This is a genomic window from Cellvibrio sp. QJXJ, assembly GCF_024452345.1.
GTDB lineage: Bacteria > Pseudomonadota > Gammaproteobacteria > Pseudomonadales > Cellvibrionaceae > Cellvibrio.
In genome coordinates, this window is sequence record NZ_CP101662.1 from 3,981,385 (window position 1) to 4,005,511 (window position 24,127).

Genomic DNA, 24,127 nt, shown 5'->3' on the forward strand with positions numbered 1-24,127 from the left:
GCTCTATTCACTCCGGGGTTGAATATGCGTAAGTTTCTATTGGTCTTGGTTGGTTTTGCTGCTGCGCCATTTTCTATGGCTAACACCTTAACTGACATAGATTTTTTTCAGTTACCAGGTGAGCGTTTTGAAGTGCGCATGGCATTTGATTCTCCGCCTCAAATGCCACAGGGCTACACCATTGAAAAGCCTGCACGTATCGTGCTCGATTTTCCTGATGCCATTAGTGCATTAAAGGAGCGCCGTTATCCCTTGGCGGTCGATAATGGCCAAAGTGCTATGGTGCTGACCAGCGATGGGCGTACGCGCTTGATTTTAAATCTCAATGCGCTGGCTCCCTATACCACCCGCACAGATGGCAATAGTTTTATCGTCGAAGTTGGCGCTGCAAAGGCTGCTGACGCACAAAAATCCATTCGTCCATCTGTTGAGATAGCGCAGAAAAATGGGTTCAAAGAGGCAGATCCCGTAGCTAACCAAAACCGGATTACCAATGTTGATTTCCGTCGTGGTACTGCAGGCGAAGGGCGAATAATTATTTCACTCTCTAACCCTAAAGTGGCCGCTGATATGGTTGGAACTGGAGCGGGAGTGCGTTTGACATTCAAGGATGCATGGCTTCCTCCAGAGCTGCGACGTCGTCTGGATGTGGTGGATTTTGCTACTCCAGTGTCTTTGGTGAGTGCTGGCCAAGAAGGCGAGAGTGCTGTTTTAAATATTGCGGCAGGCGGAGATTTCGATTATTTGGCTTATCAGACGGATAACGAATATGTAGTTAGTATTAAACCGTTAACCGAGCAAGAAAAGCTTGAGAAGAAGAAAGATTTTGAATACACGGGCGAAAAATTATCTTTGGATTTTCAAGATATTGAAGTTCGTGCTGTATTGCAGATTATTGCTGACTTTACTGATTTGAACTTGGTTGCTAGCGATACCGTGCAAGGGCGAATTACTTTGCGCTTACAAAATGTACCTTGGGATCAAGCCTTGGAGATGGTTCTTAAAAACAAAGGCCTCGATAAACGCCAGGTTGGTAATGTGCTAATGGTTGCACCTGCCGCAGAAATTGCAGAGCGTGAGCGTCAGGAAATTACTACCAAGAAGCAACTGGAAGAGCTTGCACCACTCCGCACGGAATACATTCGTGTGCGCTATGCCAATGCGAAGGAGATGTTTGAACTATTTCGCGGGGAAGGCGGTGGCGGTGGTTCTGGTGGCGGCAGTGGTGGTAGCCGGGCAACGGGCAGCGTACTTTCAGAGCGTGGCCAAGGTGTTGTTGATGAGCGAACCAACTCAATTATCATTACTGACACCGCAGAGCGTATTGAAGCATTTAAGCGTTTGGTGGATCAAATTGATATTCCAATTCGCCAGGTAATGATTGAGGCAAGAATTGTTATCGCTAACACTGATTTTCAGCGCGAACTTGGCGTTCGTTGGGGCGGCATTGGATACAATGAAAAACCTGGCAGCAGAATTATTGACTTTGCCGGATCAAGAGAGGGACTAGATGATACTGATGGTACCAGCCCACGTGACTGGTTCGTTTCTGATCCTGCTGATGGCAATTCATTCGATTTAAATGAAGCTGATGTTGTCGATCTTGCAGTTGCTAATCCCTATGCCTCTGCTGCAATTGGTGTACTGACTGATAACACCTATCTTGATTTAGAGTTGAGTGCCTTGGAAAATTCGGGCTACGCAGAAATTGTGTCGCAGCCAAAAGTTATCACCAGTGATAAACAATTAGCGATTATTAAGTCAGGTAAGGAAATTGGATACCAAGAAACTGCCCCTAGTGGTGGTACTACAACTGGGTTCCGTGAAGCAGTATTGAAGTTAGAAGTTACACCGCAGATTACACCTGACAATCGCATAATTATGGATTTGATTGTGTGGAAAGATTCTATAGGAGCGAATACTCCATCTGGTGTGCCTACGGTTGATATCACTCGTTTGGAGACTAAGGTTTTGGTTAACAATGGTCAAACGGTCGTGCTGGGCGGGGTATTCTCCTTAGAGGGAACCAAAGGTGAGAACAAGGTTCCGGTGTTAGGTGATATACCCTACTTGGGGCGTCTGTTTAAGAAGACCATTGATAATCAATTCAAAACTGAGCTGTTGATTTTTGTTACCCCCAAACTGATGTCGGATACTCTGTCAAACTGATGCAAAAAACTAATGTGTTTCTGATCGGCCCCATGGGGGCCGGTAAATCTACAATCGGCCGCCTCTTGGCGGCCGAACTCAATTTAAGTTTCCGTGATAGTGATCGCGTCATTGAAGAGCGCACTGGTGCCGATATTCCATGGATATTTGATATGGAAGGCGAGGAGGGTTTTCGTGAGCGAGAAACAGCCGTGCTACAAGAGCTTGCCGGTGAGCAGGATGCGGTGATTGCAACTGGTGGCGGAATTGTGTTGCGCGATCAAAATCGTTTGTTAATGAAGCAATCTGGTTTCGTTTGTTATTTGACGGCCTCTATCGATCAGTTGGTTGAGCGTACAGCGCGTGATAAAAAGCGCCCTCTGTTACAGGTTGAAAATCCTCGCCAAAAAATTATCGACCTGCTGGCATTGCGTGACCCCATGTACCGTGATGCCGCCGATTTTGTGGTGAATACAGATCGGCGCTCACCGAAAACGGTCGCTCAAGAAATTGCATCACTCGTACAAGGGGCCTAGGGCCCCTTTTCTTTTGATGCCTTCTTCAGGATTGTTCGGTTTTACTTTTCGTTCCCTTTTTATCTCGAACAGCACTTTATGATAAAGTGCTGTTTTATTTATTTTGCTGTGCAGGGCAAGTGTTATGCAGGTTTTAACCGTTAATTTGGATGATCGCAGTTACCCGATTTATATTGGCGAAGCGTTATTGTCGCAATCTGAATTGCTCACTAAACATATTCGTGGGCGTCAGGTTTGTGTGGTGACTAATGATCGGGTCGCGCCCCTGTATCTGGATAACCTCTGTGCAGCGCTTGCAACTTATCAGGTTAGTCAGGTGATATTGCCTGATGGTGAGAGCCATAAAACATTAGAGGTATGGGCTGGTATTTTTGATACTTTATTGGAAGAGCGACACAATCGTACTACTACACTGATTGCATTGGGGGGTGGTGTGGTTGGTGATATGACTGGTTTTGCTGCGGCCTGTTACCAGCGCGGTGTGGATTTTATTCAGATACCAACAACCCTATTGTCTATGGTCGATTCATCGGTTGGTGGTAAAACCGGCGTGAACCATCCGTTGGGCAAAAATATGATCGGCGCTTTTTACCAGCCGCAATGTGTGCTTGCCGATATCTCGCTGCTGTCCACGTTGCCGGCGCGCGAACTCTCGGCGGGTATCGCCGAAATTATCAAATACGGTTTAATTTCTGATTATGATTTTTTTGTGTGGCTGGAAAATAATATCGATGCGTTGATGCGCGGTGATGTGTCGGCCTTGAGTTATGCAGTACAGCGCTCGTGCGAAAATAAAGCGGCTGTTGTTGCCCAGGATGAGCGCGAAGGTGGATTGCGCGCAATTCTGAATTTGGGGCATACCTTTGGCCATGCCATTGAAACTGCTCAGGGTTATGGCAATTGGTTACACGGTGAGGCTGTCGCTGCTGGTATGGCGATGGCGGCAGATCTCTCCTGGCGACGTGGTGCAATTAGTGCTGCTGAGCTAACGCGGATTATCGATTTATTAACTCGCGCCAATCTTCCTACCAAAGCGCCGGCAGACATGAGCCCTGAACAGTTTATGGAATTGATGGGGGTGGATAAAAAAGTGTTGGATGGTCGCCTGCGTTTGGTATTACTTGAGTCAATGGGTAAAGCCATCACTACCAGTGATATAGATCTGGCGATGTTACTGCAGACTTTCGATGCCTGCAGAGCAGATTCGTAATTGGGGGCAGAGAGAGAATTGATGATGACAGGAGACTCACCTTTGCGCGCCCAACCCGATAGTCGCATTCTTGATCGGCCTGCCGGTCAGCAAGGCTACTTGTTTGATTTGCCCGATACGTCGAGTGATGAGCAGTTATTGGCTGATTATCGTCAACGTTATGGTTTGTCTGAAGATCCTTTTGCACAGGATTATTCTTTTCCTCTATTCACCGGAGCGGGTCGGCGCCAATTACTTGATCAGTTGTTGCACCTCTGCCAATTTAGCAACAGTGTATTGGTGGTATCTGGTGAAGCGGGCGTGGGTAAAACCCGCACTGCACACGCGTTCATGGATTCCTTGTCAGATCAGGATCAGATCTGTTTTCTGAGTCTGCAATCAGCGCAGAATCTTGAGCAGGTATTGGCCGTTATTGCTCAGACATTTGGCATTAATGCTGGTCCATTACCTTCGGTGGAAAACTTGTTGTCGGCGATTGAAGCATTTATTGCCGAAGAGGCTATGGTTGAGGAGGAAGGTTTGGCGGTAGTGGTGGTTGATAACGCCCAGCTGCTCGATGACCAGACCCTCGCCGTGCTTACGGCGCTGCTTAACAATTTCCCCCAGCAAAATCGCTTGCACCTCGCCTTATTTGCCGAACCATCATTAATGAGTCGTCTGGAACGAGCAAGCCCGGAAACTTTACTCATTAATGATTTTTACCTGCAACCATTCAGCCTTGCAGAATCGGTCGACTATCTAAATTTCCGAATGGAGATGGCGGATTATCTCGGGCCAGAAATATTTAGTGAGTCAATGGTGGACCCTTGGTGGCGCCAGGCGCAAGGGCACTTGGGTATTCTGCACGAGTGTGCGCAGGAGCGTCTGCTGGAATCAGTTACGCCAAAATTGACATTTGATAAACGCTCTTTACCAGTTGCCCATATTATTGCGATTGCATTGTTGATTGCTGTGGTGGGGGTGGCTTTCCTTTACATGGGGGATGAGGATAAACCAGTCGCTCCTGTGGTGGTTGCGCCCGCATTGGCTCCAAGTACCAGTCAGGCTGTGAGCAGTAGTGCACTTGAGTTGACGTCAACGAACACCCCGGTACAGCCTTTGCTGCAGAGTCTGCCTCAGCCACACCAACCCAATCAAATGGCTGCCCAACAGGCTCAAGCCCAGAATGCCCAAGCACAATCGACAGGTTCGGCAACCCAGGCTAGCAATGAATTTGCGCGCGAAGAGGTTGTACCTTTGGCGCAATTACCAACCACCTCGGTGAAAAAGCCAGAGGTCACGTCCAGCGCTCCCACGGCAACCGTACCCCAACAACCTGTTGTTGAGGCAGCGCCAACTGTTGTGGCGCCCGCACCGGTTAAGCCGGAACCCCAGCCTGTTGCAGTCGAGCCTGTATCCAAACCGGTGGAGAAAAAACCCTTGGCAACCACTGCAAGCCAGCAAGAGCGAAATATTCTGGCGTGGGGTGCTTCCGAGTACACAGTGCAACTTTTGGGTGTGAGCAACCGTAAAGCAGCGCTGGATTATATGGCTGCCCAGCCCAATAAAAGCGAGTTGTTGATGTTTAAAAGCAAACGTCAGGGCAATGATTGGTTTGTCGTGATTACGGGTCGTTTTGCCAGCTCCGCTGAGGCTCGTCAGGCGATTGGTCGTTTGCCAGCGGCACAGCGTGATGCAGGCCCCTGGCCACGGGATGTAAAAACTATTCAGGCAGAAATCAAAGCCGCACTGTGATAATTATTGTGGCGACAGCATAAAAAAACGCGGCTCGTTAGCCGCGTTTTTTATCGGTTGTATGTGCTCGCGATTAATCTTCGCTTTCGATCAGTTCGCGGTACTCCGCAGCATCCATGGCTTCGTCCAGCTCTGCCAAATCATCAGGTTTTACGCGGAAAAACCAGCCGTCATCATAGGGTGAGCTATTGACGGTTTCGGGAGCATCTTGCAGCGCTTCGTTCACCGCAACAACTTCACCGGATACCAGTGAGTAGATGTCGGAGGCGGCTTTTACCGATTCCACTACGCCCGCTTCTTCACCGATGGCTACGCGCGAACCCACTTCCGGTGTTTCCACATAAACAACATCGCCCAAGGCGTCCTGAGCGTGATCGGTAATCCCGATGGTCACAGTGCCGTCTTCTTCAACACGCGCCCATTCGTGGCTGCTAAGGTATTTCAGTTCTTTGCGAATATCGCTCATGATTGTTTTCCTGTGAAAATTTTTAACGTTGTACGATCTTAGTGTCGATGCTGCTTCATTTCAAATCAGCAGCGTAAATAACGGTATTAGATGAGCGCTTTGCCGTGGCGCACGAAATTCGGGGCAACTACCTCAACGGTAACTTGCTTGCCGCGCATCTCTACCTGACAGTGACTGCCGATGCTGCGGGGTACACGCGCCAGAGCAATAGAATAGCCCAAGCTGGGTGAAAATGTGCCGCTGGTGATTACGCCTTTTTCCTCGCAGCCCTCTATGCTGACCACTTGCTCGGCGCGCAATACACCGCGTTCGCGCAGTACCAATCCCACCAGTTTGTGGCTGTTACCTGCTGCTTTTTGGGCCTCCAATATCGGGCGGCCAATAAAGTTGCGCTCCAGTGGTTGCCAGGCGATGGTCCAGCCCATATTGGCGGCTAAGGGTGATACGGTCTCATCCATTTCGTGGCCATAGAGATTCATCCCTGCTTCAAGGCGCAAGGTGTCGCGTGCGCCTAAACCGCAAGGAGCGATACCTGCATCCGCCAATGCCTGCCAAAAAGCGGGAGCCTGTTCATTGGGTAGCATAATTTCCAGACCGTCTTCACCGGTATAACCTGTACGGCCAATAAACCAGCCGTCAGCAGGTAATCCCTGGAATACTTTCAGATCGGCAATAATCGCGGCACGCTCGGCAGTGACTACTGATGACGCAATACGAATGGCGTTCGGGCCCTGCACGGCAATCATCGCCAACTCCGGGCGTTCGGTAAGAGTGACGGTAAAATCGGCGGCGATGTTGTTCATCCAGACCAAATCTTTTTCGCGCGTGCTGCAGTTCACTACCACACGATACCAATCGCCCAGGTTGTACACGATCAGGTCATCAATCACACCACCCTCGTGGTTGAGCATGCCGCTGTAGAGAGCTTTACCCAGGTTGCCATCGAGCTTGGCGACATCATTGGCGAGCAAATATTGCAGATAGGCTTTGGCTTGGCTGCCGGTGACATCCACTACCGTCATGTGTGACACATCAAACATGCCCGCGGTCTGACGCACCTTGTGGTGCTCTTCAATTTGCGAGCCGTAGTGCAGTGGCATGTCCCAGCCGCCGAAATCCACCAGTTTTCCGCCCATGGCTTGATGGGTGGCGTAGAGAGCGGTTTTATTGCCCATGGGTTTTACCTGCAGAGGAGGGGGGGTTAAGAAAGGCGCGCATTTTAGGCGCCCGCTGCCACGCTGTCCAACGACTTAATGCCGGTGCTGGTTAAAGCGCCGGCATTAAGCTGAAATAAACGCGGAATTAACGGCCGTAGTAGGCGGTGAAGCTGGTTTGGTCGATGCGGTTGGCGTTGATCATATAACCGATAAGTGCGGCAGTTGCGCCTTCGGGGATCTCCAGTTTTTCGGTGCTGAGCGCATGCAACGTAAAAATGTAGCGATGGGGTTTATCGCCCACCGGTGGGCAGGCGCCACCGAAACCAGTGCTGCCAAAATCGGTGCGTCCCTGGGCGCTGCCTGCTGGAAGGTTTTTGCCATCCACTGTACCGGCACCAGCGGCGATTTTATTGGCGCTGGCCGGAATGTTATAGACCACCCAATGCCACCAGCCTGAACCGGTTGGTGCGTCAGGGTCATAAACGGTGAGTGCATAGCTTTTGGTGCCTTGCGGTGCATTGGTCCATAACAATTCGGGCGAAATATTGTTGCCGGTACAGCCAAAACCATTAAATACCTGATCGGCGGTGAGTGTTGCGCCGGGTTTGATGCTGGGGCTGGAGAGTGCAAAATCCGCAGCCATAGCGACGTTAATAAACAGGCTGCCCACTAATCCCACTACGACGCTGAATAAATTTCTGTTGATCATCGGTGATCTCCTGTAAACAATTATGGTTGGCTTGGCGTGCTGGTTATAGCGGCACTGCTGCTATTACCGGATGCAGCACTGCTGCTTTGAGTGGCGCCTTCCTCTTTTTTCGGGCCATCTTCATCACTGCTGTCTTTGCGATTGCTATCCACTGTGGCTTTGAGTGAGTCAATGTCGGTCATAAATTCCGCCAAACTCACATCGCGACTGATACGCAAAGCAGGCGGATAAAGTTGACTCAGGTAAAGCGCATCGCCCAAGTGATTGCTGGCCTGATATTGCTTGGTCATGGAGATGCCCGAGCCAGCCAGCGCCAGTGCCAGCAAATAAAGTTTCAGACGTCCGGGCCGTTTGTTGCCCGCGGTGCGCATGTGGAAGTAGAGGGTTATCGCGCAGATAAAAATCAGCGGGTGCACTGTGAAATGCGCCAAGGTCTCCCAGCTAAAGGCATAGGCGATCATGCTACTCAGGTAGTCCCACAGTTCCAGCCCTGCAAGCCCCAAACTCACAATAAACAAGTGGCGACCAAAGCGCGCTTGACCGTTGAGAAGTTTGCTAAAGATGGCCCAGATGCCGCTCCAGCCCAGCGCAAAACCGATCACGCTGACCAGTTCGAGCAGGTATTTGCTGAGTGTGCCCTGATTCAAATCGCTCAGCCAGGTGGTCAGCAGGCCGGTTGCCACGAGCAATACCAAACCGGCAAACGCTGGTAACAAACCTTCCCAGCGGTGATTGGTAAAGTCGGTTTGCTCGGCCGCGACCTGGTAATCCGGCGTGCGAATGCGCAGACGAGTATGGCCCAAGCGGTACACCGCATCCCCATCTACTACAAAAAAGCGTTCGCGATGATTGGCGCGGGTGATGCCGTTAAAACTGTCCAGATCATTGATGATCAGTTCATCTAATTGATTGAGTTCAATCTGGGCGTGATGCGCTGCGGTGTGCGGGTCATCGAGAATAATATCGTTGTCATAGGCGCGGCCTATGCGAATGGGTAATTGGGTCAATTTGTGGCGATGAAGTACCTCGCCATCCGCGGTCAGCTGCTCAACAAACAAAAGGCGGTTCATTGCGACACCTCCGTTTTGTCAGTCGGTGTAATCGTGGTGGTGGCGTCCGGTTCTGAGCGGCGGCGATCAATGCCCTGAATAAATTGTTCGATTAAACGCGTGCCATTGGCATAGGACACGCCTTGGATATTGATCAGGCTTTGCAGGCTCATTTGGCTATCGTCAGTACTGGCGGTAATCAGGGTAAAGTCATAAAGGTCTTTGAATTTGTGATAGGCCTCGGTGCACACCAAGGCGCGCAGCGAAATAGCGTTGTGGGTCACAAAACTCTCGGTGCAGGCGGCGGGTGTAATGGTGTCACTTTTGGCGGTGCTATAGACCTGATCGGCGAACATTTGGCTGGCCAATTGGGAAAATTGCAGGCTGTTGAGTTTGCGATTACGCGCATATTGGTGACGCATGGTCACATGGCCGGTCTGCAAATCACCGGAGACAAAAATGGCCGATTCCATGGAGCAGTTGATACTTGCAACGGTATAGGCTTTTTTGGCTGAGCTGTCGGAGTTGCCCCAGCAGCGCACTTGATCGGATTCGCGCACCGGTACCGAATAGGGCCCGAGTTGTTTGATGCTGAAAGGTTTGTCGAGCAGGGTGTCTACCATTGCTGACTGATGCTGTAATAACTGCTCACCAATGATGGGTTTGAAATCGGTGGGCGCTGTCATCTCACTGGTGACGCGCGCCAGTAATTGCTGCACGTAGATTGCGGGCACCAAAAAACTCACCAATTCACCATCGCGGCGATGAGCCACGTTTACCCCGGCTACCTGACCGTCGGCGGTTACATTGGGGCCGCCACTCATGCCTGGGTTAACCGGGCCGGTAAACATCAGCTGATCGGAAAACCCGCGCGCGCTGATGCCGTTGTAAGTACCTTCAGAAATGGTAAAACCCAAGTCCAGCGGGTTGCCGAGGGAGTAAAGTTTTTCACCCTGGCTCAAGCGCTCAAGCGGCGGCTGTTGGCTGTCGCCTGCTGCGTGGGGAACGTTAAAAAAGCCAGTACCATTCCGGGCAATGCGCACTATCGCCAAATCATGCAGTACATCCACCGCCAGCAGTTCAATGGCACCACTTTTTCCCTGGGTGTCTTTGTATTCGCCAAAGTAGGTATCTGGTTCCAGCGCGATTTGCGAGATGACATGAAAGTTGGTTACCACCAAATTAGAAGTACCAATCAAAAAGCCCGACCCCACGGAGGATTGGCTATTGCCGTTCTTCAGTAAAACGCGCAGTTGCAACAGATCCTGCTGCGCCGCGGCATACAGTTGCTGCGCAGTTGATGAAGGTTGTGCCGGAGTGGAAGCTATTGTGGCTGGGGCTGCGGCACTGGTGGGCGGGTTGAGCTGCGCCAACACGGGAATACTAAGGCAGCTCGCCAAGGAGAGCGCGCAGGCCAGCAGGCGGTGCGAAGTAGTCATGAATGTCCTTAGGTTATCGGCTGGTGATAATGCACTCATGGAGGGCATTAGGTGAAAATGAAGCTATGACGAATAGTAGCGACAATCTATCACCCCCGGTAGGTGTATAGCGCAGGATTTATCCCTGCTTTACGTATTCGCGGTGATTTACGTAACCCCGCGCTGCAGGGTTCATCTGTTTAGTGATCGGGCGTGCGCGCCAGCGCCCAGACATCCACCCGCGCCGCGCCCGCTTTGATCAGCAGCTCGCTTAAACAGCGCGCCGTTGCCGTGGTGGTTACCACGTCATCGATTAGCGCCACATGTGCACCTTTTAACAGCGGTCGATATTTGGGGGTGATCTCAAAGGCGCGGCGTAAATTGCCCTGCCGCTCGCGTCGGCTAAGACCTTTTTGCGAGTGGCCGTGTTGTCGGCGCTGTAATGCATTCACCACTGGCAGTTTTAATCCGTGAGCGACAGGGTAGGCCAGTAGTTCACTTTGATTAAATCCGCGCTGCCAGCGCTTGCGCCAATGCATGGGCACCGGCACCACAAAATCCGGTCGTGTTACTTGCTGGCAGTGTTGCAGCAAGAGTTGGGCGAGTTGTTTGCCGCTACTCAGCTGGCGCCGGTATTTGAATTGATGGATCAAAAAGTCGAGTGGATGGCTGTATTTGTAAGGAATACAGCATTGGCTAAACGCCGGCGGTTGGCGCATGCAGTGGCCGCACAAGGGGGCATCGCTAGCCAGTGGAATACTGCACTGTGCGCAGCGCCAGCGGTTTTGATCTAAACGTGGTAGTGACCGCTCACATTCGCTGCAGATACTGTGTTTATTGGTTTGGCCGCAGAGCAGGCACGGCTGGGGAAATAATCGTTGGAAGCCATTTTTAAGCAAGTGCCACATACAGAGTCCTTGTATTGTGTGTGAGTCGAGCGCCCGAGCTGTTCATTGTCGATAGTGGTTTAGTCTTTGTCAAAAGTGATTAGTCAACCAAAAAAGTTTTTTTGGTTGACAGCTTTTACCTCTCCGTTAAGATGCGGTTATCTGTTTCCGGAACCTATGGACGCCTTTTTATGAACGCCAGCTTTGCCCCCACCATTCGCCACGACTGGACACGCGCCGAAATTCTCGCCCTGTTTGAACTGCCCTTTAGCGACCTGATGTTTCAGGCGCAAAGTGTACATCGCGCCTACTTCAACCCCAATGAGGTGCAAGTCAGTACGCTCTGTTCGATCAAAACCGGCGCCTGCCCCGAAGATTGCGCCTATTGCCCGCAATCGGCCCGTTACGACACCGGCCTTGAGCGCGAAAAATTGATGGCAGTTGAAAAGGTTATCGAAGAAGCCAAGGCCGCCAAAGCTTCCGGCGCAACCCGTTTCTGCATGGGCGCGGCCTGGCGCTCGCCCAAGAACAAAGACATGCCCTACGTGACCACTATGGTCAAAGGCGTTAAAGAACTGGGTCTGGAAACTTGCATGACCTTGGGTATGCTCGATCAGGATCAGGCGCAGGAACTGGCCGATGCTGGTCTTGACTACTACAACCACAACCTCGATACCTCGCCTGAATACTACGGCGAAATTATCACCACTCGCACCTATCAAGACCGCTTGGAAACCCTCGCCAATGTGCGCAAGGCGGGCATGAAAGTCTGCTGTGGCGGTATTGTCGGTATGGGCGAAGAGGAAAGCGACCGTGCAGGTTTGTTGCAACAGCTGGCGAATATGGCCGATCACCCTGAATCTGTGCCCATCAATATGCTGGTAAAAGTAGGCGGCACCCCGCTGGAAAACGAAGCCGATCTCGACCCGCTCGATTTCATTCGCACCATCGCCGTCGCGCGTATTCTTATGCCGCAATCCCATGTGCGCCTGTCCGCCGGTCGCGAACAAATGAACGAGCAGACGCAGGCCATGGCATTCCTTGCGGGCGCCAACTCGATTTTCTACGGCGAAAAATTGCTGACTACACCCAACCCCGAAGCCAACAAAGACATGCAGCTGTTTAAAAAGCTCGGCATCAAACCCGAAGCTTACGAAGTGCATGAAGATGAAAGCGAACAGGAAGCGGTGATAGTCAATAAACTGCAAGAAGCCGCACTGGATTCGATGTTTTACAACGCCGCAAAATAGTTCGCATTTTGTCTTCTCTCAATGGCGGCTTGCTGCGCTAAGCCGCCCTACATGTACTGCATTCATGTCTTCTCATCTCGATCAAACTCTCGCTCCTGCCCTTGCTGAACGCCGCGCTGCACATTTGTATCGCACGCGCAAACTATTGCAGTCACCGCAAGCGCCACAAGTTGTTGTTGACGGAAAAAATTACCTCGCGTTTTGCAGTAACGATTATTTAGGGCTGGCCAATCACCCGGAGGTGATTTCTGCACTGCAAACATCGGCAGCAAAATTTGGTGTTGGAAGTGGTGCATCGCATTTAGTGGCGGGGCATTCAAGTGAGCATCACGCGCTGGAAGAAGAATTGGCGGCATTTACCGGCCGTGAACGCGCACTGTTATTTTCCACCGGCTACATGGCCAATATGGGCGCTATTACCGCGTTGGTCGGGCAGGGCGATGCAGTATTTGAGGATCGCTTAAATCACGCCAGTTTATTGGACGCGGGTTTATTAAGCGGTGCGCGCTTCCAGCGATTTTTGCACAATGATCTGCAAAATTTGCAAAATCGTTTGGATAAAACTGATGTGCAACGAAAATTAATTGTGGTCGACGGCGTATTCAGTATGGATGGCGACTGCGCGCCGCTGCCTGAACTTGCCGCCCTCGCACAAAAAAATAATGCCTGGTTGATGGTGGATGATGCGCACGGTTTTGGTTGCCTGGGAAAAACCGGTGCGGGCAGCTGTGAACATTTTGGTTTAACCCAAAATGATGTGCCGATTTTAATGGGTACACTCGGCAAAGCGGCAGGCAGTTTTGGCGCTTTTATCGCAGGCAGCGAAACGCTAGTTGAAAGCCTGATCCAATTTGCGCGCCCCTATATTTACACCACGGCTATGCCGCCAGCAGTTGCTGCCGCCACGCGTGCGAGTTTGCGTTTAATTCAAACCGAGCACTGGCGCCGTGAGCATCTTAATAAATTAATTGCGCATTTTCGTGCGGGCGCGCAAGCACTGAATTTGCAATTAATGGATTCCTTCTCGCCCATTCAGCCAATTGTTATCGGTGATGAAGCAAATGCGTTATTGATATCGCAAAAACTCGCGGAGCGCGGCATTTTAATTATTGCGATTCGCCCGCCGACAGTGGCTGTTGGTAGCTCGCGCTTGCGTATTACTTTTTCGGCGGAGCACAGTATTGCGCAGGTGGATCAACTATTGACAGCGCTGGCAGAAATCATGCGGGGAATTGGGGGCGAGGCGGCGCATGAGTAACCTGGTATTAATTCACGGCTGGGGCTGCGACAGCCGCACCTGGCAGCCGCTAATGCCCGCACTGCAAAATATCGCCACTGTTACCTTGATTGATTTGCCCGGTTTCGGCGCAAGTCCGGTATTGCCGGAATTTTCGTTGGATGCAGTGCTCGATAAAATTGCTGCACAACTACCACAAAATTCAGTTGTTATGGGTTGGTCGTTGGGCGGAATGCTAGCGGTGCAATTGGCGGTGCGTTACCCGCAAAAAATAAGCGGCGTTATTTCGCTCGCGGCCAATCTTAAATTTGTCGCGACGGCCGATTACCGATCAGCGATGCCGCCTGCGATAAATAACAATTTCAATAACAGCTTTGCGCAAGATCCGCAGGCAAGTTTAAAAGTATTTGGTGGTTTGTTAGCGCAGGGCGATGAGCACGAACGCGCATTACTCAAACAATTGCGCCGCACTGAAACCGGCGAAATAAATCCGAATTGGCTAGAAGCGCTGGAGCTATTAGCGCAGCTGGATAATCGCGCTGCATTTGCGCAATTAACCGTGCCGGGGTTGCATCTGCTCGCCGAAAACGATGCGTTAGTTCCAGTGTCTGCCGCAGAAGCGATGGTGGAATTGAATTCGCAGCAGCAGATTGTGGTGCTAGAAAATACCGCCCACGCACTGCATTGGAGTCGCCCGCAAGCGGTGATTGGTGCGGTGACTGATTTTTTATCGCCGCAATTTTCGCAAGTAAAAACACCGACGCTGTTAGATAAAAAAAAGATCGCCCAATCCTTCGGTCGCGCCGCTGCAACTTATGATTCAGTCGCACAATTACAGCGCGATGTGGGCGCTGAACTTTTTCTGCAGTTGCCAGAGAATTTGCCTGCGAATGCCCGCATTCTGGATGTAGGTTCCGGTACCGGTTTTTTTACCGCCCGGCTCGCCCAGCGCTACCCACAGGCGCAAGTGATTGGTTTGGATCTGGCGGAGGGCATGTTGCACTTTGCGCGCAACACTCTGCCCGATGCGATTCAGTGGCTGTGTGGCGATGCGGAAAATTTGCCGCTGGCCGATCACAGTGTCGATGTCATTTTTTCCAGCCTGGTGATCCAGTGGTGCAATAATCTGTCGCAGTTAATGGCGGAATTGCAGCGTGTATTAAAGCCGGGTGGTCGCGTCCATATCGCTACACTTGGCCCCGCTACGCTGCATGAATTAAAAGCAGCGTGGCAAACAGTGGATAATTATGTGCACGTTAATCGCTTTCAGCCGGTTGGTGAATTAATCGCTGCGCTAGCGCAGGGCGGCTTGCAATTGGAACAGTTGCAGGCACAAGAGCGGGTACTTTATTTTGCGCGCGTGGCAGATTTAACCCGCGAGCTAAAAGCGCTCGGCGCGCACAATATTAATAGCGGTAAACCAGAAGGGCTTACCAGTCGTGCGCGCTTATTGGCTTTTAAAAATGCTTACGAACAGTTTCGTACTGCGCAGGGTTTGCCTGCCAGTTACGATGTTATTTATTTATCCGCTACCCAATCGAGCGCAGACAAATCCCATGGCTAAAAAAGCATTTTTTATCGCCGGTACTGATACCAATGTGGGTAAAACATTGGTCGCGGCTGGTTTATTAGTTGCGGCAAAAAATCTCGGGCTGACCACTGCCGCGTTAAAACCGGTTGCGGCGGGCTGTGAAAAAACTGACAGCGGTTTGCGCAATGCAGATGCACTCTTGCTGCAATCCGTTATCACCGAAACCATGGTCTACGAACAAATTAATCCGATTGCGTTGGAGGCCGCTATCGCGCCCCATATCGCGGCGCAGCAGGAGAAGCGTGTGCTCTCGGCGGATCGTTTGGCGGGCTTTTGTCGTGGCAGTTTACATCAGGCTAATGTCACGCTTATTGAGGGTGCAGGCGGCTGGCGTGTACCCTTAAATCCAAGCGAAACCATGGCTGACCTTGCGCGCATTTTGCGTCTGCCGGTTATTTTGGTGGTGGGGGTGCGTTTGGGCTGTATCAATCACGCGTTGCTCACCGTGGAGGCCATTCGCAACGACGGTTTAACCCTCGCCGGTTGGGTCGCCAATTGTGTTGATGCGGACATGCCGGTACTGCAGGAAAATATCCAAAGTTTGGCCGCGCGTATTCCCGCCCCCTGTTTGGGAGTTGTACCCTGGTTGGATGCGGCACAGCCCAAGGCAGTGGCGGCGGCATTGCACACTGAATCTGTCGCGCATTTATTTAGCAATTAATTGTCGCTCAAACGCTAACTGGATAATGATGAGTCACTCAGTGCGAATGTTGTTTTGTTTATTGTTGCTGCCGGTTTTATCGGCCTGCAGCAGTATGCCCAACAAACAAAAAATTCCTATCGCCAATACTGAGCACACACTCTATTTTATTTATCGCGAATGGCACACCAGCATTATGCTGGAGGCCGCCACCGTTTCCCGTTACAGCCAACATTTGCAGGCGGAGGCTGCCGGCCAGCAGTTTGTGCGCATCGGCTGGGGTGATGGCGATTATTTCACCGGCAAAAGCAAATCCTTCGGTGCGGCGACCAAGGCGCTGCTGGCTTCGGATTATTCCGCGCTGCAGGTTCTCACCTACACGCAATCGCCCTTTGGACAAATTCCACCTGATACCCGCGTAGCGATCGCTATTAGCGATAAAGGGATGCGCCGGTTGATTCGCTACCTCGATAAGTCCTTTGCGCTGGATGCCTCCGGCAACATAATTCCCCTGCCTTCCTATGCAGCAGATACCGGCCATTTTTATCAGTCCAGCGGCGACTACGGACTATTTAGCAACTGCAATACCTGGAGTGGTCGCGCACTACAAGCGGCAAAATTGCCGGTGCGCAGCGGCTTGCAGCTCACCGCACAAAGTGTATTTGAGCAGGCTCGTTTTATCTCCAACTATCAGCAATCACTCGGTTTAATTGAGCAGGGTTCTTTGGCAACAGCAGAATAATTGACGGTTATATTGTTTCGTTTTTTACATCCAACTCATCTTAAAAATGCCAATTCAGGCGGCAATTCTGGCTGTTTTTTATTCATTCTTGGCGTAGACTTACCTTCAATAGTGGGGAAGGTGCGTCCAAGGCGGCTTCCTTGTCATCCATTATTTAAGAGGGTAAGCGGATGGACGTAGGTTCTGTAGTCAACCAAGGGTTGATTGGCATGCAAAAAAGCCAGTCATCCATGTTGCAGTCGGCGCAGCAGATTGCGCAGGCGGGTACTACCCAGCGTGCGGATGCCCCCGCCGCTAACTCCCAGTCGCAAGACCTCGCGTCGTCACTGGTGAATCTCAAAGTGCAAAGTCAGGTATTTGATAGCTCGGCCAAAGTGGTTAAGGCGGCTGATGAAATGATTGGCACATTGCTGGATGTGAGGGCCTAGTGCTGAAGGCTTGTGCCGGAAAGATGCTGAGTGAGGTGATCTGAGTGATCAGTAGTATTCCTTCTAGCTTCGCCAATACCATAGCGCCCTTTGCGCCGGTGGGGCGTGCACCTGTTAGTCAGGAAAGTACAGATCTTAAATCGTCCAGTTTCCGCCCGGCAGAGCAGCTGGCGGAGTCGGGGCGTACTCTCAATCGTCGCTTTCCCGATGAGCGCCCTAACGATGATGTCGAGCGCGACCGCGTTGAACGCGGTGCTCAGGAAGCACAATCAAGAAACGCCAGCAGCGATGAACAGTTAAAAGCTGAGCGTGAACAGATTCAGGAATTGGCCGCGCGTGACCGCGAAGTTCGCGCTCATGAGCAGGCTCATGCATCGGTGGCCGGTCAATATGCGCGCGGTACCAGTTATACCTATCAGCGCGGCCCCGATGGCGTAAGTTATGCCATCGGCGGTGAAGTGCAAATTGATACCAGTCCTATTCCCGGCGATCCTGAAGCGACACTGCGCAAAGCACAGCAAATTCGCCGTGCTGCCAATGCACCGGCTGAGCCTTCCTCACAGGATGCACGCGTCGCCGCACAAGCTGCACAAATGGAGCAGCAGGCTCGTGTCGAATTGCGCCAGCAGCAGGCGATTGAATCCGAGCAGCAAACAGCGGAAGCACGGGGTGATACCCAAGCTGCGTCGGTCGATGAATCCAGTCAAACGGATACCCGGCAGACTGAGGCTCAGCGCGCCGAGGCAGAAAAAGAAGCTGAGGCCAGAAAAGAGCGCTTGGCCGAAGAAGAGCAGCGCCTACAGGCTGACCAGCAGCGCTTTGAGGCTGAGCAGCGTCAGTTGGATCAGCGCCAGGCGCGCGCGGAGTTGTTTAACGAAACTGCCCGGCGCAATATCGATATCAACCGCCGCCTGTTAGAAATTGGTGTGTTTGAGGCTGGCCCTACCGTGGGAAGTTTGTTAAATAAAACTGTTTAACGCGTTTTTGTTAGCTTTTTAAACAGATCGCACAACAAAGCGGCGCATACGGGTTTTATTTACATTTAGCTATAATATCTCTTGACCGCACATGGGTGTCTCCCTATAATTCGCGGCCTCACTTGAGCAGTTAGCAATTGTGAGTTTCAGTCGCGGGGTGGAGCAGCTTGGTAGCTCGTCGGGCTCATAACCCGAAGGTCGTAGGTTCAAATCCTGCCCCCGCAACCAAAATTCTTTGCTTCTTGTTAGATTGTTTGACAAGAAACAGGTTGAGATAAGGGACTCCCGTTTCTCGCCAATAACAAGAAGTATTGAATTTGCTTTGTTATAAAGCAGATTCAAGTCGAGAAGCCCCTTTATGGGGCTTTTTTGTATTTATTGTTTTTGTGTTTGTCGTCTCTGGGCTAAGCCCCATCACGCAGGCCTGGGTGATGAATGAAGTAATCGTTCGAATGGGCCTTGTGCCCATTTTTGTTTTTTGGGCTGCTACTTTTGCAGGCCTGGTTTATTGCGGATTAAAGCATGGCATCCAAGCAAGAATTGTTAGAACAAATGATTACCCCGGTTACTACGGCGTTGGGCTGTGAACTGTGGGGATTGGAGTATTTGACGCAGGGGCGTTACACCACTGTGCGCATCTTCATTGATGGCCCTAACGGTGTATCGCTGGAAGATTGCGAGCGTGTGAGTCGCCAGATTAGCAGTGTGTTTGATGTTGAAGATCCCATTGATGGCGAGTACACCCTGGAGGTTTCATCGCCGGGAATGGATCGCCCACTTTATAAAGAGTCGCAGTATGTACGTTATGTGGGTGAAACCATCAGTGTGCGTATGCGTATTGCCCGCGATGGGCGTCGCCGCTTTAAAGGTGTTGTGACCAAAGTGGAAAATGGTGATGTGTTTTTATTGGTCGACAATAAAGAGGTGCAATTGTCTATCGATACCATCGATAAGGCGAATGTTGAGCCGCGCTACGACGATCTAATGCGCCAGCATAATTTGCTCGACGATAAAGAGTAATTGTAATAAATCGCTGCAAGAATCATTTTGCCGCGAATTGAGATGGAAAACGTCATTTATCTGGTGGGTGTGCGCACTTCACTGGCTTGAGGAGTTAACAGAGGCAAACCAATGAACAAAGAAATTTTGCTGGTCGCTGATGCGGTATCAAATGAGAAGGGTGTTGATAAGGAATTAATTTTCCAGGCGATTGAAATTGCACTCGCTACTGCCACCAAAAAACGCTTTGATGAAGACTCAACTATCGAAGTTGCTATTAATCGCACTACCGGTGATTACGACACTTATCGCATTTGGGAAGTTGTTGCTGATGATGCAATGGCGGAACTGGGTACCCAGTTGTATCTGGATGAAGCACGCGATAAAGATGCCGGCCTTAAAGTGGGCGATATCTATCGCGAAAAAATTGAAAATGCGGAATTTGGTCGCATTGCAGCGCAAACTGCCAAACAAGTTATTGTGCAAAAAGTTCGCGAAGCCGAGCGCGCGCAAATGGTTGATGAATATCGCGACCGTATGGGTGAGTTGATTAGCGGTACTGTGAAAAAAGTTACGCGCGACAGCATTATTGTCGATTTGGGCAATAACGCCGAAGGTATTTTGCCGCGCGATCAATTGATTGGTCGTGAAATTTTCCGCATGGGCGATCGTATCCGCGCCTTGTTGCTGGAAGTTCGCACTGAAGCGCGTGGGCCACAATTGTTGTTGAGCCGCTCCAATCCGCAAATGTTGGTGGAGCTGTTTAAAATCGAAGTGCCTGAGATTGCTGAAGAGGTGATTGAAATTAAAGGCGCGGCACGCGACCCCGGTTTGCGCGCAAAAATTGCGGTAAAAACCAACGACGGTCGTATTGATCCCGTGGGTGCTTGTGTCGGTATGCGCGGTTCGCGCGTACAAGCAGTATCTAACGAGTTGGGTGGCGAGCGTGTTGATATTGTGTTGTGGGACGATAACCCGGCGCAATTTGTTATCAACGCTATGTCACCTGCCGAAATTGAATCCATTGTGGTTGATGAAGATGCTGGCTCAATGGATCTCGCTGTCAATGAAGATAACCTCGCAATGGCAATTGGTCGCGGTGGTCAAAATGTGCGTCTTGCCTGCGAATTGACCGGCTGGAATATCAATGTCATGAGCGTTGCTGAATGGCAGTCCAAGCAAGAAGCGGAATCGGGTAGTTACATCAGCATGTTTATGAATGCGTTGGATGTGGATGAAGATATCGCTGGTGTATTGGTCGAAGAAGGTTTTACTACGCTCGAAGAAGTTGCCTATGTGCCGCTGGAAGAAATGCTCGCCATTGACGGTTTTGATGAAACTATCGCCGAAGAATTGCGTGCGCGCGCCAAAGATGCCTTGCTGACACAAGCCTTGGCATCGGAAGAGCGTATCGAAGGTGTTGCACCGGCAGAAGATCTGTTGGGTATGGAAGGTATGGATGAGGCGCTGGCAATTAGTTTGGCTAGTCGCGGCATAGTCACTATGGAAGATTTGGCTGAGCAATCCATTGATGATTTATTGGATATAGAAGGTGTTGATGCGACTCGTGCCGCCGCACTGATTATGAAAGCGCGCGAGCCCTGGTTTGCCTAAGAGTGAGCCACTCCTGTGAGCAAAACCCTGTAGGCAACGAACAATCCCTGAGGAAAAACAATGGCAGAAGTAACCGTTAACGAACTCGCCAAATCGATAGGTGCACCGGTAGAGCGTTTGCTCAAGCAAATGCAAGAAGCGGGTTTGCATCACAAGAATGCGGACGCAAAAGTTTCGGACGATGAGAAGCAGCGTTTGCTGACTTTTTTGAAGACCAGTCATGGCGAGGCCGCCAGTGAGCCAACCAAAATCACTTTGCAGCGCAAAATCACCACTACCATTAAAACCGGTACGGGTAATGCAAAGAAAACCGTGAATGTTGAAGTGCGTAAAAAGCGCACTTACATCAAGCGCGAGGATGAAGTGGCTGAATCGGCAACGTTTGATACCCCTGAAGCTGAGCAAGAGCCGGCAGTAATTGAAGCTATTCCCGAGCCGGTAGTGGTTCAGGCAGAAGTTGTGCCCGAGCCTGAGCCAGTAGTGGTGCCCGAACCTGAGCCAGCGGCTGTCGCTGAAGTGGCTGATGCCTCTGTTGCAGTGGAGGCACCTTCCCATCGCATTTCATTTACCGATGGCATCGAAGAAAAACGCCGCGCTGCTATTGAGCGTCGCCAGGCGGAAGAAGCTGCACGCCAAGCTGAGCTGAAAGCAAAAGAAGATGCAAAACGCGCCGCCGAAGAAGCCAAGCGCAATCCGGTTCGCACCGAGAAGCCTGCGGAGAAATCAGCGGGTCAAGCACCTGCTAAAACCGCTCGTCCCGATGCGCGCGGCCCAGCCAAAGGCAAGCCAGCGGTTGCGATTATTGCTCCACCGGCCGACAAAGAAGATACCAAACACGGTCACGGCCATGGTCACAAAAAGAGTCATCACAAAGCGGATGATATCGATGATGATTCAGAGCGCAGTAAACGTGGTGCTGGCAAGGCTGTTAAAAAGGGCGCGCCGTCCAAAAAGAACCCCAAATTGGAATTGCTTGATTTTGTTGCTGATGATGGTGAAGACAGCGATGTTTTAGCCCGTCGCAGTCATTTGCGCGCCAGCCATAAAAAGCACAACAAACACGCCTTTAAAAAGCCGACCACTAAAATTGTGCACGAAGTGAATGTGCCGGAAACGATTGCGGTCTCAGAACTGGCACAGCGCCTCACGGTTAAAGTGGGTGAAGTGATCAAGCGCCTGATGAAGATGGGCGTGATGGCCTCGATGAACGAATCGATCGATCAGGACACTGCGGTGCTGCTGGTTGAAGAGATGGGGCATCAGGCGGTTCTGGTCAGCGAAAACGACATTGAACACGCACTGGAAAAATCCCTCGAAACCGAAGGTGATCTGGTACAGCGCGCGCCGGTAGTTACCGTAATGGGTCACGTTGACCATGGTAAAACCTCGCTGCTCGACTACATCCGCGAAGCCAAAGTGGCAGCGGGCGAAGCCGGTGGCATCACCCAGCATATCGGTGCTTACCGTGTATCGACTTCACGCGGCGAAATCACCTTCCTCGACACTCCCGGTCACGCCGCGTTTACCGCAATGCGCGCCCGTGGTGCCAAGGCAACTGACGTGGTGATTCTGGTAGTGGCTGCGGACGACGGTGTTATGCCGCAGACTGAAGAAGCGATTCTTCACGCCCGCGCCGCCGGTGTGCCTATCGTTGTTGCAATCAACAAGTGTGATAAGCCTTCTGCTGATCCGGACCGTGTAACTAATGAATTGGTAGTGAAGGGTGTTATCCCTGAAAACTACGGCGGTGATACCCAGTTTATCCAAGTGTCGGCGCACACAGGCCAGGGTATTGATGAGCTGCTTGAAGCTATCTCGTTGCAAGCCGAAGTGCTGGAATTGCATGCGGTACCAAGTGCCGCGGCTAAAGGTGTGGTGATTGAAGCGCGTGTCGATAAAGGCCGCGGTACTGTTGCCACCATCCTTGTGCAACAAGGTACTTTGAAGCAGGGCGATTTGATCCTTGCCGGTCAAAGTTATGGTCGTGTGCGTGCGATGAGCAACGAGCGCGGTCAGCAAGTGACTGAAGCCGGTCCATCTACCCCGGTTGAAATTCTGGGTCTGGATACCGCACCAAGCGCTGGCGATGATTTTGTGGTGCTGACTGACGAGCGTAAAGCCCGTGAAGTTGCCCAATTCCGTGCCGAGAAAGAGCGTAAAGAGAAGCTTGCACGCTTCCAGGCATCCAAGCTGGAGAACATGTTCTCCAATATGGAAGCGGGTCAGAAGAAAAATCTGACAGTTGTGGTTAAAGCGGATGTGCGCGGTTCACTCGAAGCGATCATGGCGTCACTCAACGACATTGGTAACGATGAAGTACAAGTGAACATTATCTCTTCCGGTATCGGCGGCATTACCGAAAATGATGTGAACCTGGCGATTACCTCCGGTGCCATCATTGTTGGCTTTAACGTGCGCGCCGACAGCACTACCCGTCGCATGGCGGAGTCTGAAGGTGTTGATATTCGCTACTACAGCATCATTTACCAATTGCTGGACGAAGTGAAAGCAGCGCTCAGCGGTATGCTTGATCCAGAGCGTGTTGAGACCATAGTTGGTATCGCCAATGTACGTGAAGTGTTCAATTCGCCGAAATTCGGCCAGGTTGCTGGTTGCATGGTGATTGAGGGTACCGTATCGCGTAACAAGCCGATCCGTGTACTGCGCGACAACGTGGTGATCTTCACCGGCGAACTCGAATCCTTGCGTCGTTTCAAAGACGATGTTGCCGAAGTGCGCAATGGTTTTGAGTGTGGTATCGGCGTGAAGAACTACGACGTAAAAGTCGGCGATCAGATCGAAGTATACGAAGTGAAAGAGGTGGCGCGCCAGCTCTAAGCCCGGCGCAAGGCCCGCGCCCCACTCCTGTCATGGGAGTGGGGCTTTGTTATTTTTAAGAGGTTAATGGCGCATGCCAAGAGAATTTACCCGTTCAGACCGAGTTTCCGATGCCATCCAGCGCATACTGGCCCAGGTAATTCACAGCGAAATTCGCGACCCGCGTATCGGGATGGTGAATATCAATGAAGTCACCGTCACCCGCGATATGGCTTACGCCAAGGTCTATGTAACCTTTGTCGGTGTTGATGACGAAAAAGACAGCATCACAGCAGCCTCGATTCTGAATAAGGCGAGCGGTTTTTTGCGCACCTTTATCGCCAGGGAATTGAGCATGCGGACCGTGCCCAAGTTGCAATTTATTTACGACAAAACCTCCGTTAAAGGCCAGGCGCTGTCCACCTTAATCGAGCGGGCATTAAAAGAAGACAGTCTGCACCAGCACGATGAAGAGCCTGCCAGCGATGCAGCGCCCGACGATACCAAGGGCGAGTAAT

21 protein-coding genes and 1 tRNA gene are annotated in these 24,127 nt (G+C 51.3%); 16 read left to right on the forward strand and 6 right to left on the reverse strand.

Going from position 1 to position 24,127, the window contains the following annotated elements; translation table 11 throughout:
• Positions 1-24 precede the first annotated feature (24 nt).
• The 4 genes from pilQ to NNX04_RS17240 all read left to right on the forward strand — a co-directional run bounded on the left by pilQ (position 25) and on the right by NNX04_RS17240 (position 5,628).
• On the forward strand, positions 25-2,169 hold the full coding sequence (gene pilQ / locus NNX04_RS17225) for a type IV pilus secretin PilQ family protein (RefSeq protein WP_261946588.1): 2,145 nt from the start codon (positions 25-27) through the stop codon (positions 2,167-2,169).
• The gene (gene aroK / locus NNX04_RS17230) at positions 2,169-2,684 is read left to right on the forward strand and encodes a shikimate kinase AroK (RefSeq protein WP_007645259.1); all 516 of its coding nucleotides are present in this window, start codon (positions 2,169-2,171) and stop codon (positions 2,682-2,684) included. The genes pilQ and aroK overlap by 1 nt, the downstream gene beginning before the upstream one ends.
• 124 nt (positions 2,685-2,808) lie before the next feature.
• A complete protein-coding gene (aroB, locus tag NNX04_RS17235; protein WP_261946589.1) occupies positions 2,809-3,894 on the forward strand; it encodes a 3-dehydroquinate synthase in 1,086 nt (361 codons plus the stop codon).
• A 21-nt stretch (positions 3,895-3,915) separates the two neighbouring features.
• A complete protein-coding gene (locus NNX04_RS17240; protein WP_261946590.1) occupies positions 3,916-5,628 on the forward strand; it encodes an AAA family ATPase in 1,713 nt (570 codons plus the stop codon).
• Between the two features lie 73 nt (positions 5,629-5,701).
• Here the strand turns inward: NNX04_RS17240 and gcvH are convergent, their stop codons facing one another.
• The 6 genes from gcvH to NNX04_RS17270 all read right to left on the reverse strand — a co-directional run bounded on the left by gcvH (position 5,702) and on the right by NNX04_RS17270 (position 11,335).
• On the reverse strand, positions 5,702-6,094 hold the full coding sequence (gcvH, locus tag NNX04_RS17245; protein WP_007645254.1) for a glycine cleavage system protein GcvH: 393 nt from the start codon (positions 6,092-6,094) through the stop codon (positions 5,702-5,704).
• 86 nt (positions 6,095-6,180) lie between these two features.
• A complete protein-coding gene (gene gcvT / locus NNX04_RS17250) occupies positions 6,181-7,269 on the reverse strand; it encodes a glycine cleavage system aminomethyltransferase GcvT (RefSeq protein ID WP_261946591.1) in 1,089 nt (362 codons plus the stop codon).
• A 127-nt stretch (positions 7,270-7,396) separates the two neighbouring features.
• The gene (locus NNX04_RS17255) at positions 7,397-7,960 is read right to left on the reverse strand and encodes a YbhB/YbcL family Raf kinase inhibitor-like protein (protein WP_315973056.1); all 564 of its coding nucleotides are present in this window, start codon (positions 7,958-7,960) and stop codon (positions 7,397-7,399) included.
• 20 nt (positions 7,961-7,980) lie between these two features.
• Complete coding sequence (locus NNX04_RS17260) at positions 7,981-9,030, reverse strand: FHA domain-containing protein (protein ID WP_261946592.1); 1,050 nt, start codon at positions 9,028-9,030, stop codon at positions 7,981-7,983.
• Positions 9,027-10,448 carry a S1C family serine protease gene (locus tag NNX04_RS17265; RefSeq protein WP_261946593.1) on the reverse strand — a complete coding sequence of 474 codons (1,422 nt, stop codon included), beginning with the start codon at positions 10,446-10,448 and terminating at the stop codon, positions 9,027-9,029. The genes NNX04_RS17260 and NNX04_RS17265 overlap by 4 nt, the downstream gene beginning before the upstream one ends.
• A gap of 179 nt (positions 10,449-10,627) precedes the next feature.
• Positions 10,628-11,335 carry a ComF family protein gene (locus tag NNX04_RS17270; protein ID WP_261946594.1) on the reverse strand — a complete coding sequence of 236 codons (708 nt, stop codon included), beginning with the start codon at positions 11,333-11,335 and terminating at the stop codon, positions 10,628-10,630.
• A 170-nt stretch (positions 11,336-11,505) separates the two neighbouring features.
• Here NNX04_RS17270 and bioB point away from each other — a divergent pair, with 170 nt between their 5' ends.
• The 12 genes from bioB to rbfA all read left to right on the forward strand — a co-directional run bounded on the left by bioB (position 11,506) and on the right by rbfA (position 24,126).
• Positions 11,506-12,564, forward strand: a complete 1,059-nt coding sequence (bioB, locus tag NNX04_RS17275) for a biotin synthase BioB (RefSeq protein WP_261946595.1) — start codon at positions 11,506-11,508, stop codon at positions 12,562-12,564.
• Between the two features lie 64 nt (positions 12,565-12,628).
• Positions 12,629-13,822 (forward strand): 8-amino-7-oxononanoate synthase, encoded by a 1,194-nt coding sequence (bioF, locus tag NNX04_RS17280; protein ID WP_261946596.1) that lies wholly within the window; start codon positions 12,629-12,631, stop codon positions 13,820-13,822.
• Positions 13,815-15,365 (forward strand): malonyl-ACP O-methyltransferase BioC, encoded by a 1,551-nt coding sequence (gene bioC / locus NNX04_RS17285; protein WP_261946597.1) that lies wholly within the window; start codon positions 13,815-13,817, stop codon positions 15,363-15,365. Before bioF ends, bioC begins: the two co-directional genes overlap by 8 nt.
• Positions 15,358-16,053 carry a dethiobiotin synthase gene (bioD, locus tag NNX04_RS17290; protein ID WP_261946598.1) on the forward strand — a complete coding sequence of 232 codons (696 nt, stop codon included), beginning with the start codon at positions 15,358-15,360 and terminating at the stop codon, positions 16,051-16,053. Before bioC ends, bioD begins: the two co-directional genes overlap by 8 nt.
• Positions 16,054-16,099: 46 nt before the next feature.
• Complete coding sequence (locus tag NNX04_RS17295) at positions 16,100-16,774, forward strand: DUF2459 domain-containing protein (protein ID WP_261948416.1); 675 nt, start codon at positions 16,100-16,102, stop codon at positions 16,772-16,774.
• A gap of 170 nt (positions 16,775-16,944) precedes the next feature.
• Positions 16,945-17,202: a hypothetical protein gene (locus NNX04_RS17300; RefSeq protein ID WP_151055988.1), complete on the forward strand. Its 258-nt coding sequence runs from the start codon at positions 16,945-16,947 to the stop codon at positions 17,200-17,202.
• A 44-nt stretch (positions 17,203-17,246) separates the two neighbouring features.
• Positions 17,247-18,179, forward strand: a complete 933-nt coding sequence (locus NNX04_RS17305) for a putative metalloprotease CJM1_0395 family protein (protein ID WP_261946599.1) — start codon at positions 17,247-17,249, stop codon at positions 18,177-18,179.
• Between the two features lie 151 nt (positions 18,180-18,330).
• Positions 18,331-18,407: transfer RNA gene (locus tag NNX04_RS17310), tRNA-Met, on the forward strand.
• Positions 18,408-18,701: 294 nt separating this feature from the next.
• The gene (gene rimP, locus NNX04_RS17315) at positions 18,702-19,199 is read left to right on the forward strand and encodes a ribosome maturation factor RimP (protein WP_007645222.1); all 498 of its coding nucleotides are present in this window, start codon (positions 18,702-18,704) and stop codon (positions 19,197-19,199) included.
• Positions 19,200-19,310: 111 nt separating this feature from the next.
• Positions 19,311-20,792 carry a transcription termination factor NusA gene (gene nusA / locus NNX04_RS17320; RefSeq protein ID WP_007645220.1) on the forward strand — a complete coding sequence of 494 codons (1,482 nt, stop codon included), beginning with the start codon at positions 19,311-19,313 and terminating at the stop codon, positions 20,790-20,792.
• 60 nt (positions 20,793-20,852) lie between these two features.
• Positions 20,853-23,630, forward strand: coding sequence for a translation initiation factor IF-2 (gene infB, locus NNX04_RS17325; protein WP_007645218.1), 2,778 nt, complete (start codon positions 20,853-20,855; stop codon positions 23,628-23,630).
• Positions 23,631-23,703: 73 nt separating this feature from the next.
• Positions 23,704-24,126, forward strand: coding sequence for a 30S ribosome-binding factor RbfA (gene rbfA / locus NNX04_RS17330; protein WP_261946600.1), 423 nt, complete (start codon positions 23,704-23,706; stop codon positions 24,124-24,126).
• The last annotated feature ends 1 nt before the right edge of the window (position 24,127 follow it).

What these genes read in the sequence shown, in the direction of transcription:
- pilQ (WP_261946588.1), top strand. Translation starts at nt 25, where the DNA reads ATGCGTAAGTTTCTATTGGTCTTGGTTGGTTTTGCTGCTGCGCCATTT.
- aroK (WP_007645259.1), top strand. Translation starts at nt 2,169, where the DNA reads ATGCAAAAAACTAATGTGTTTCTGATCGGCCCCATGGGGGCCGGTAAA.
- aroB (WP_261946589.1), top strand. Translation starts at nt 2,809, where the DNA reads ATGCAGGTTTTAACCGTTAATTTGGATGATCGCAGTTACCCGATTTAT.
- NNX04_RS17240 (WP_261946590.1), top strand. Translation starts at nt 3,916, where the DNA reads ATGATGACAGGAGACTCACCTTTGCGCGCCCAACCCGATAGTCGCATT.
- gcvH (WP_007645254.1), bottom strand. Translation starts at nt 6,094, where the DNA reads ATGAGCGATATTCGCAAAGAACTGAAATACCTTAGCAGCCACGAATGG.
- gcvT (WP_261946591.1), bottom strand. Translation starts at nt 7,269, where the DNA reads ATGGGCAATAAAACCGCTCTCTACGCCACCCATCAAGCCATGGGCGGA.
- NNX04_RS17255 (WP_315973056.1), bottom strand. Translation starts at nt 7,960, where the DNA reads ATGATCAACAGAAATTTATTCAGCGTCGTAGTGGGATTAGTGGGCAGC.
- NNX04_RS17260 (WP_261946592.1), bottom strand. Translation starts at nt 9,030, where the DNA reads ATGAACCGCCTTTTGTTTGTTGAGCAGCTGACCGCGGATGGCGAGGTA.
- NNX04_RS17265 (WP_261946593.1), bottom strand. Translation starts at nt 10,448, where the DNA reads ATGACTACTTCGCACCGCCTGCTGGCCTGCGCGCTCTCCTTGGCGAGC.
- NNX04_RS17270 (WP_261946594.1), bottom strand. Translation starts at nt 11,335, where the DNA reads ATGTGGCACTTGCTTAAAAATGGCTTCCAACGATTATTTCCCCAGCCG.
- bioB (WP_261946595.1), top strand. Translation starts at nt 11,506, where the DNA reads ATGAACGCCAGCTTTGCCCCCACCATTCGCCACGACTGGACACGCGCC.
- bioF (WP_261946596.1), top strand. Translation starts at nt 12,629, where the DNA reads ATGTCTTCTCATCTCGATCAAACTCTCGCTCCTGCCCTTGCTGAACGC.
- bioC (WP_261946597.1), top strand. Translation starts at nt 13,815, where the DNA reads ATGAGTAACCTGGTATTAATTCACGGCTGGGGCTGCGACAGCCGCACC.
- bioD (WP_261946598.1), top strand. Translation starts at nt 15,358, where the DNA reads ATGGCTAAAAAAGCATTTTTTATCGCCGGTACTGATACCAATGTGGGT.
- NNX04_RS17295 (WP_261948416.1), top strand. Translation starts at nt 16,100, where the DNA reads ATGTTGTTTTGTTTATTGTTGCTGCCGGTTTTATCGGCCTGCAGCAGT.
- NNX04_RS17300 (WP_151055988.1), top strand. Translation starts at nt 16,945, where the DNA reads ATGGACGTAGGTTCTGTAGTCAACCAAGGGTTGATTGGCATGCAAAAA.
- rimP (WP_007645222.1), top strand. Translation starts at nt 18,702, where the DNA reads ATGGCATCCAAGCAAGAATTGTTAGAACAAATGATTACCCCGGTTACT.
- nusA (WP_007645220.1), top strand. Translation starts at nt 19,311, where the DNA reads ATGAACAAAGAAATTTTGCTGGTCGCTGATGCGGTATCAAATGAGAAG.
- infB (WP_007645218.1), top strand. Translation starts at nt 20,853, where the DNA reads ATGGCAGAAGTAACCGTTAACGAACTCGCCAAATCGATAGGTGCACCG.
- rbfA (WP_261946600.1), top strand. Translation starts at nt 23,704, where the DNA reads ATGCCAAGAGAATTTACCCGTTCAGACCGAGTTTCCGATGCCATCCAG.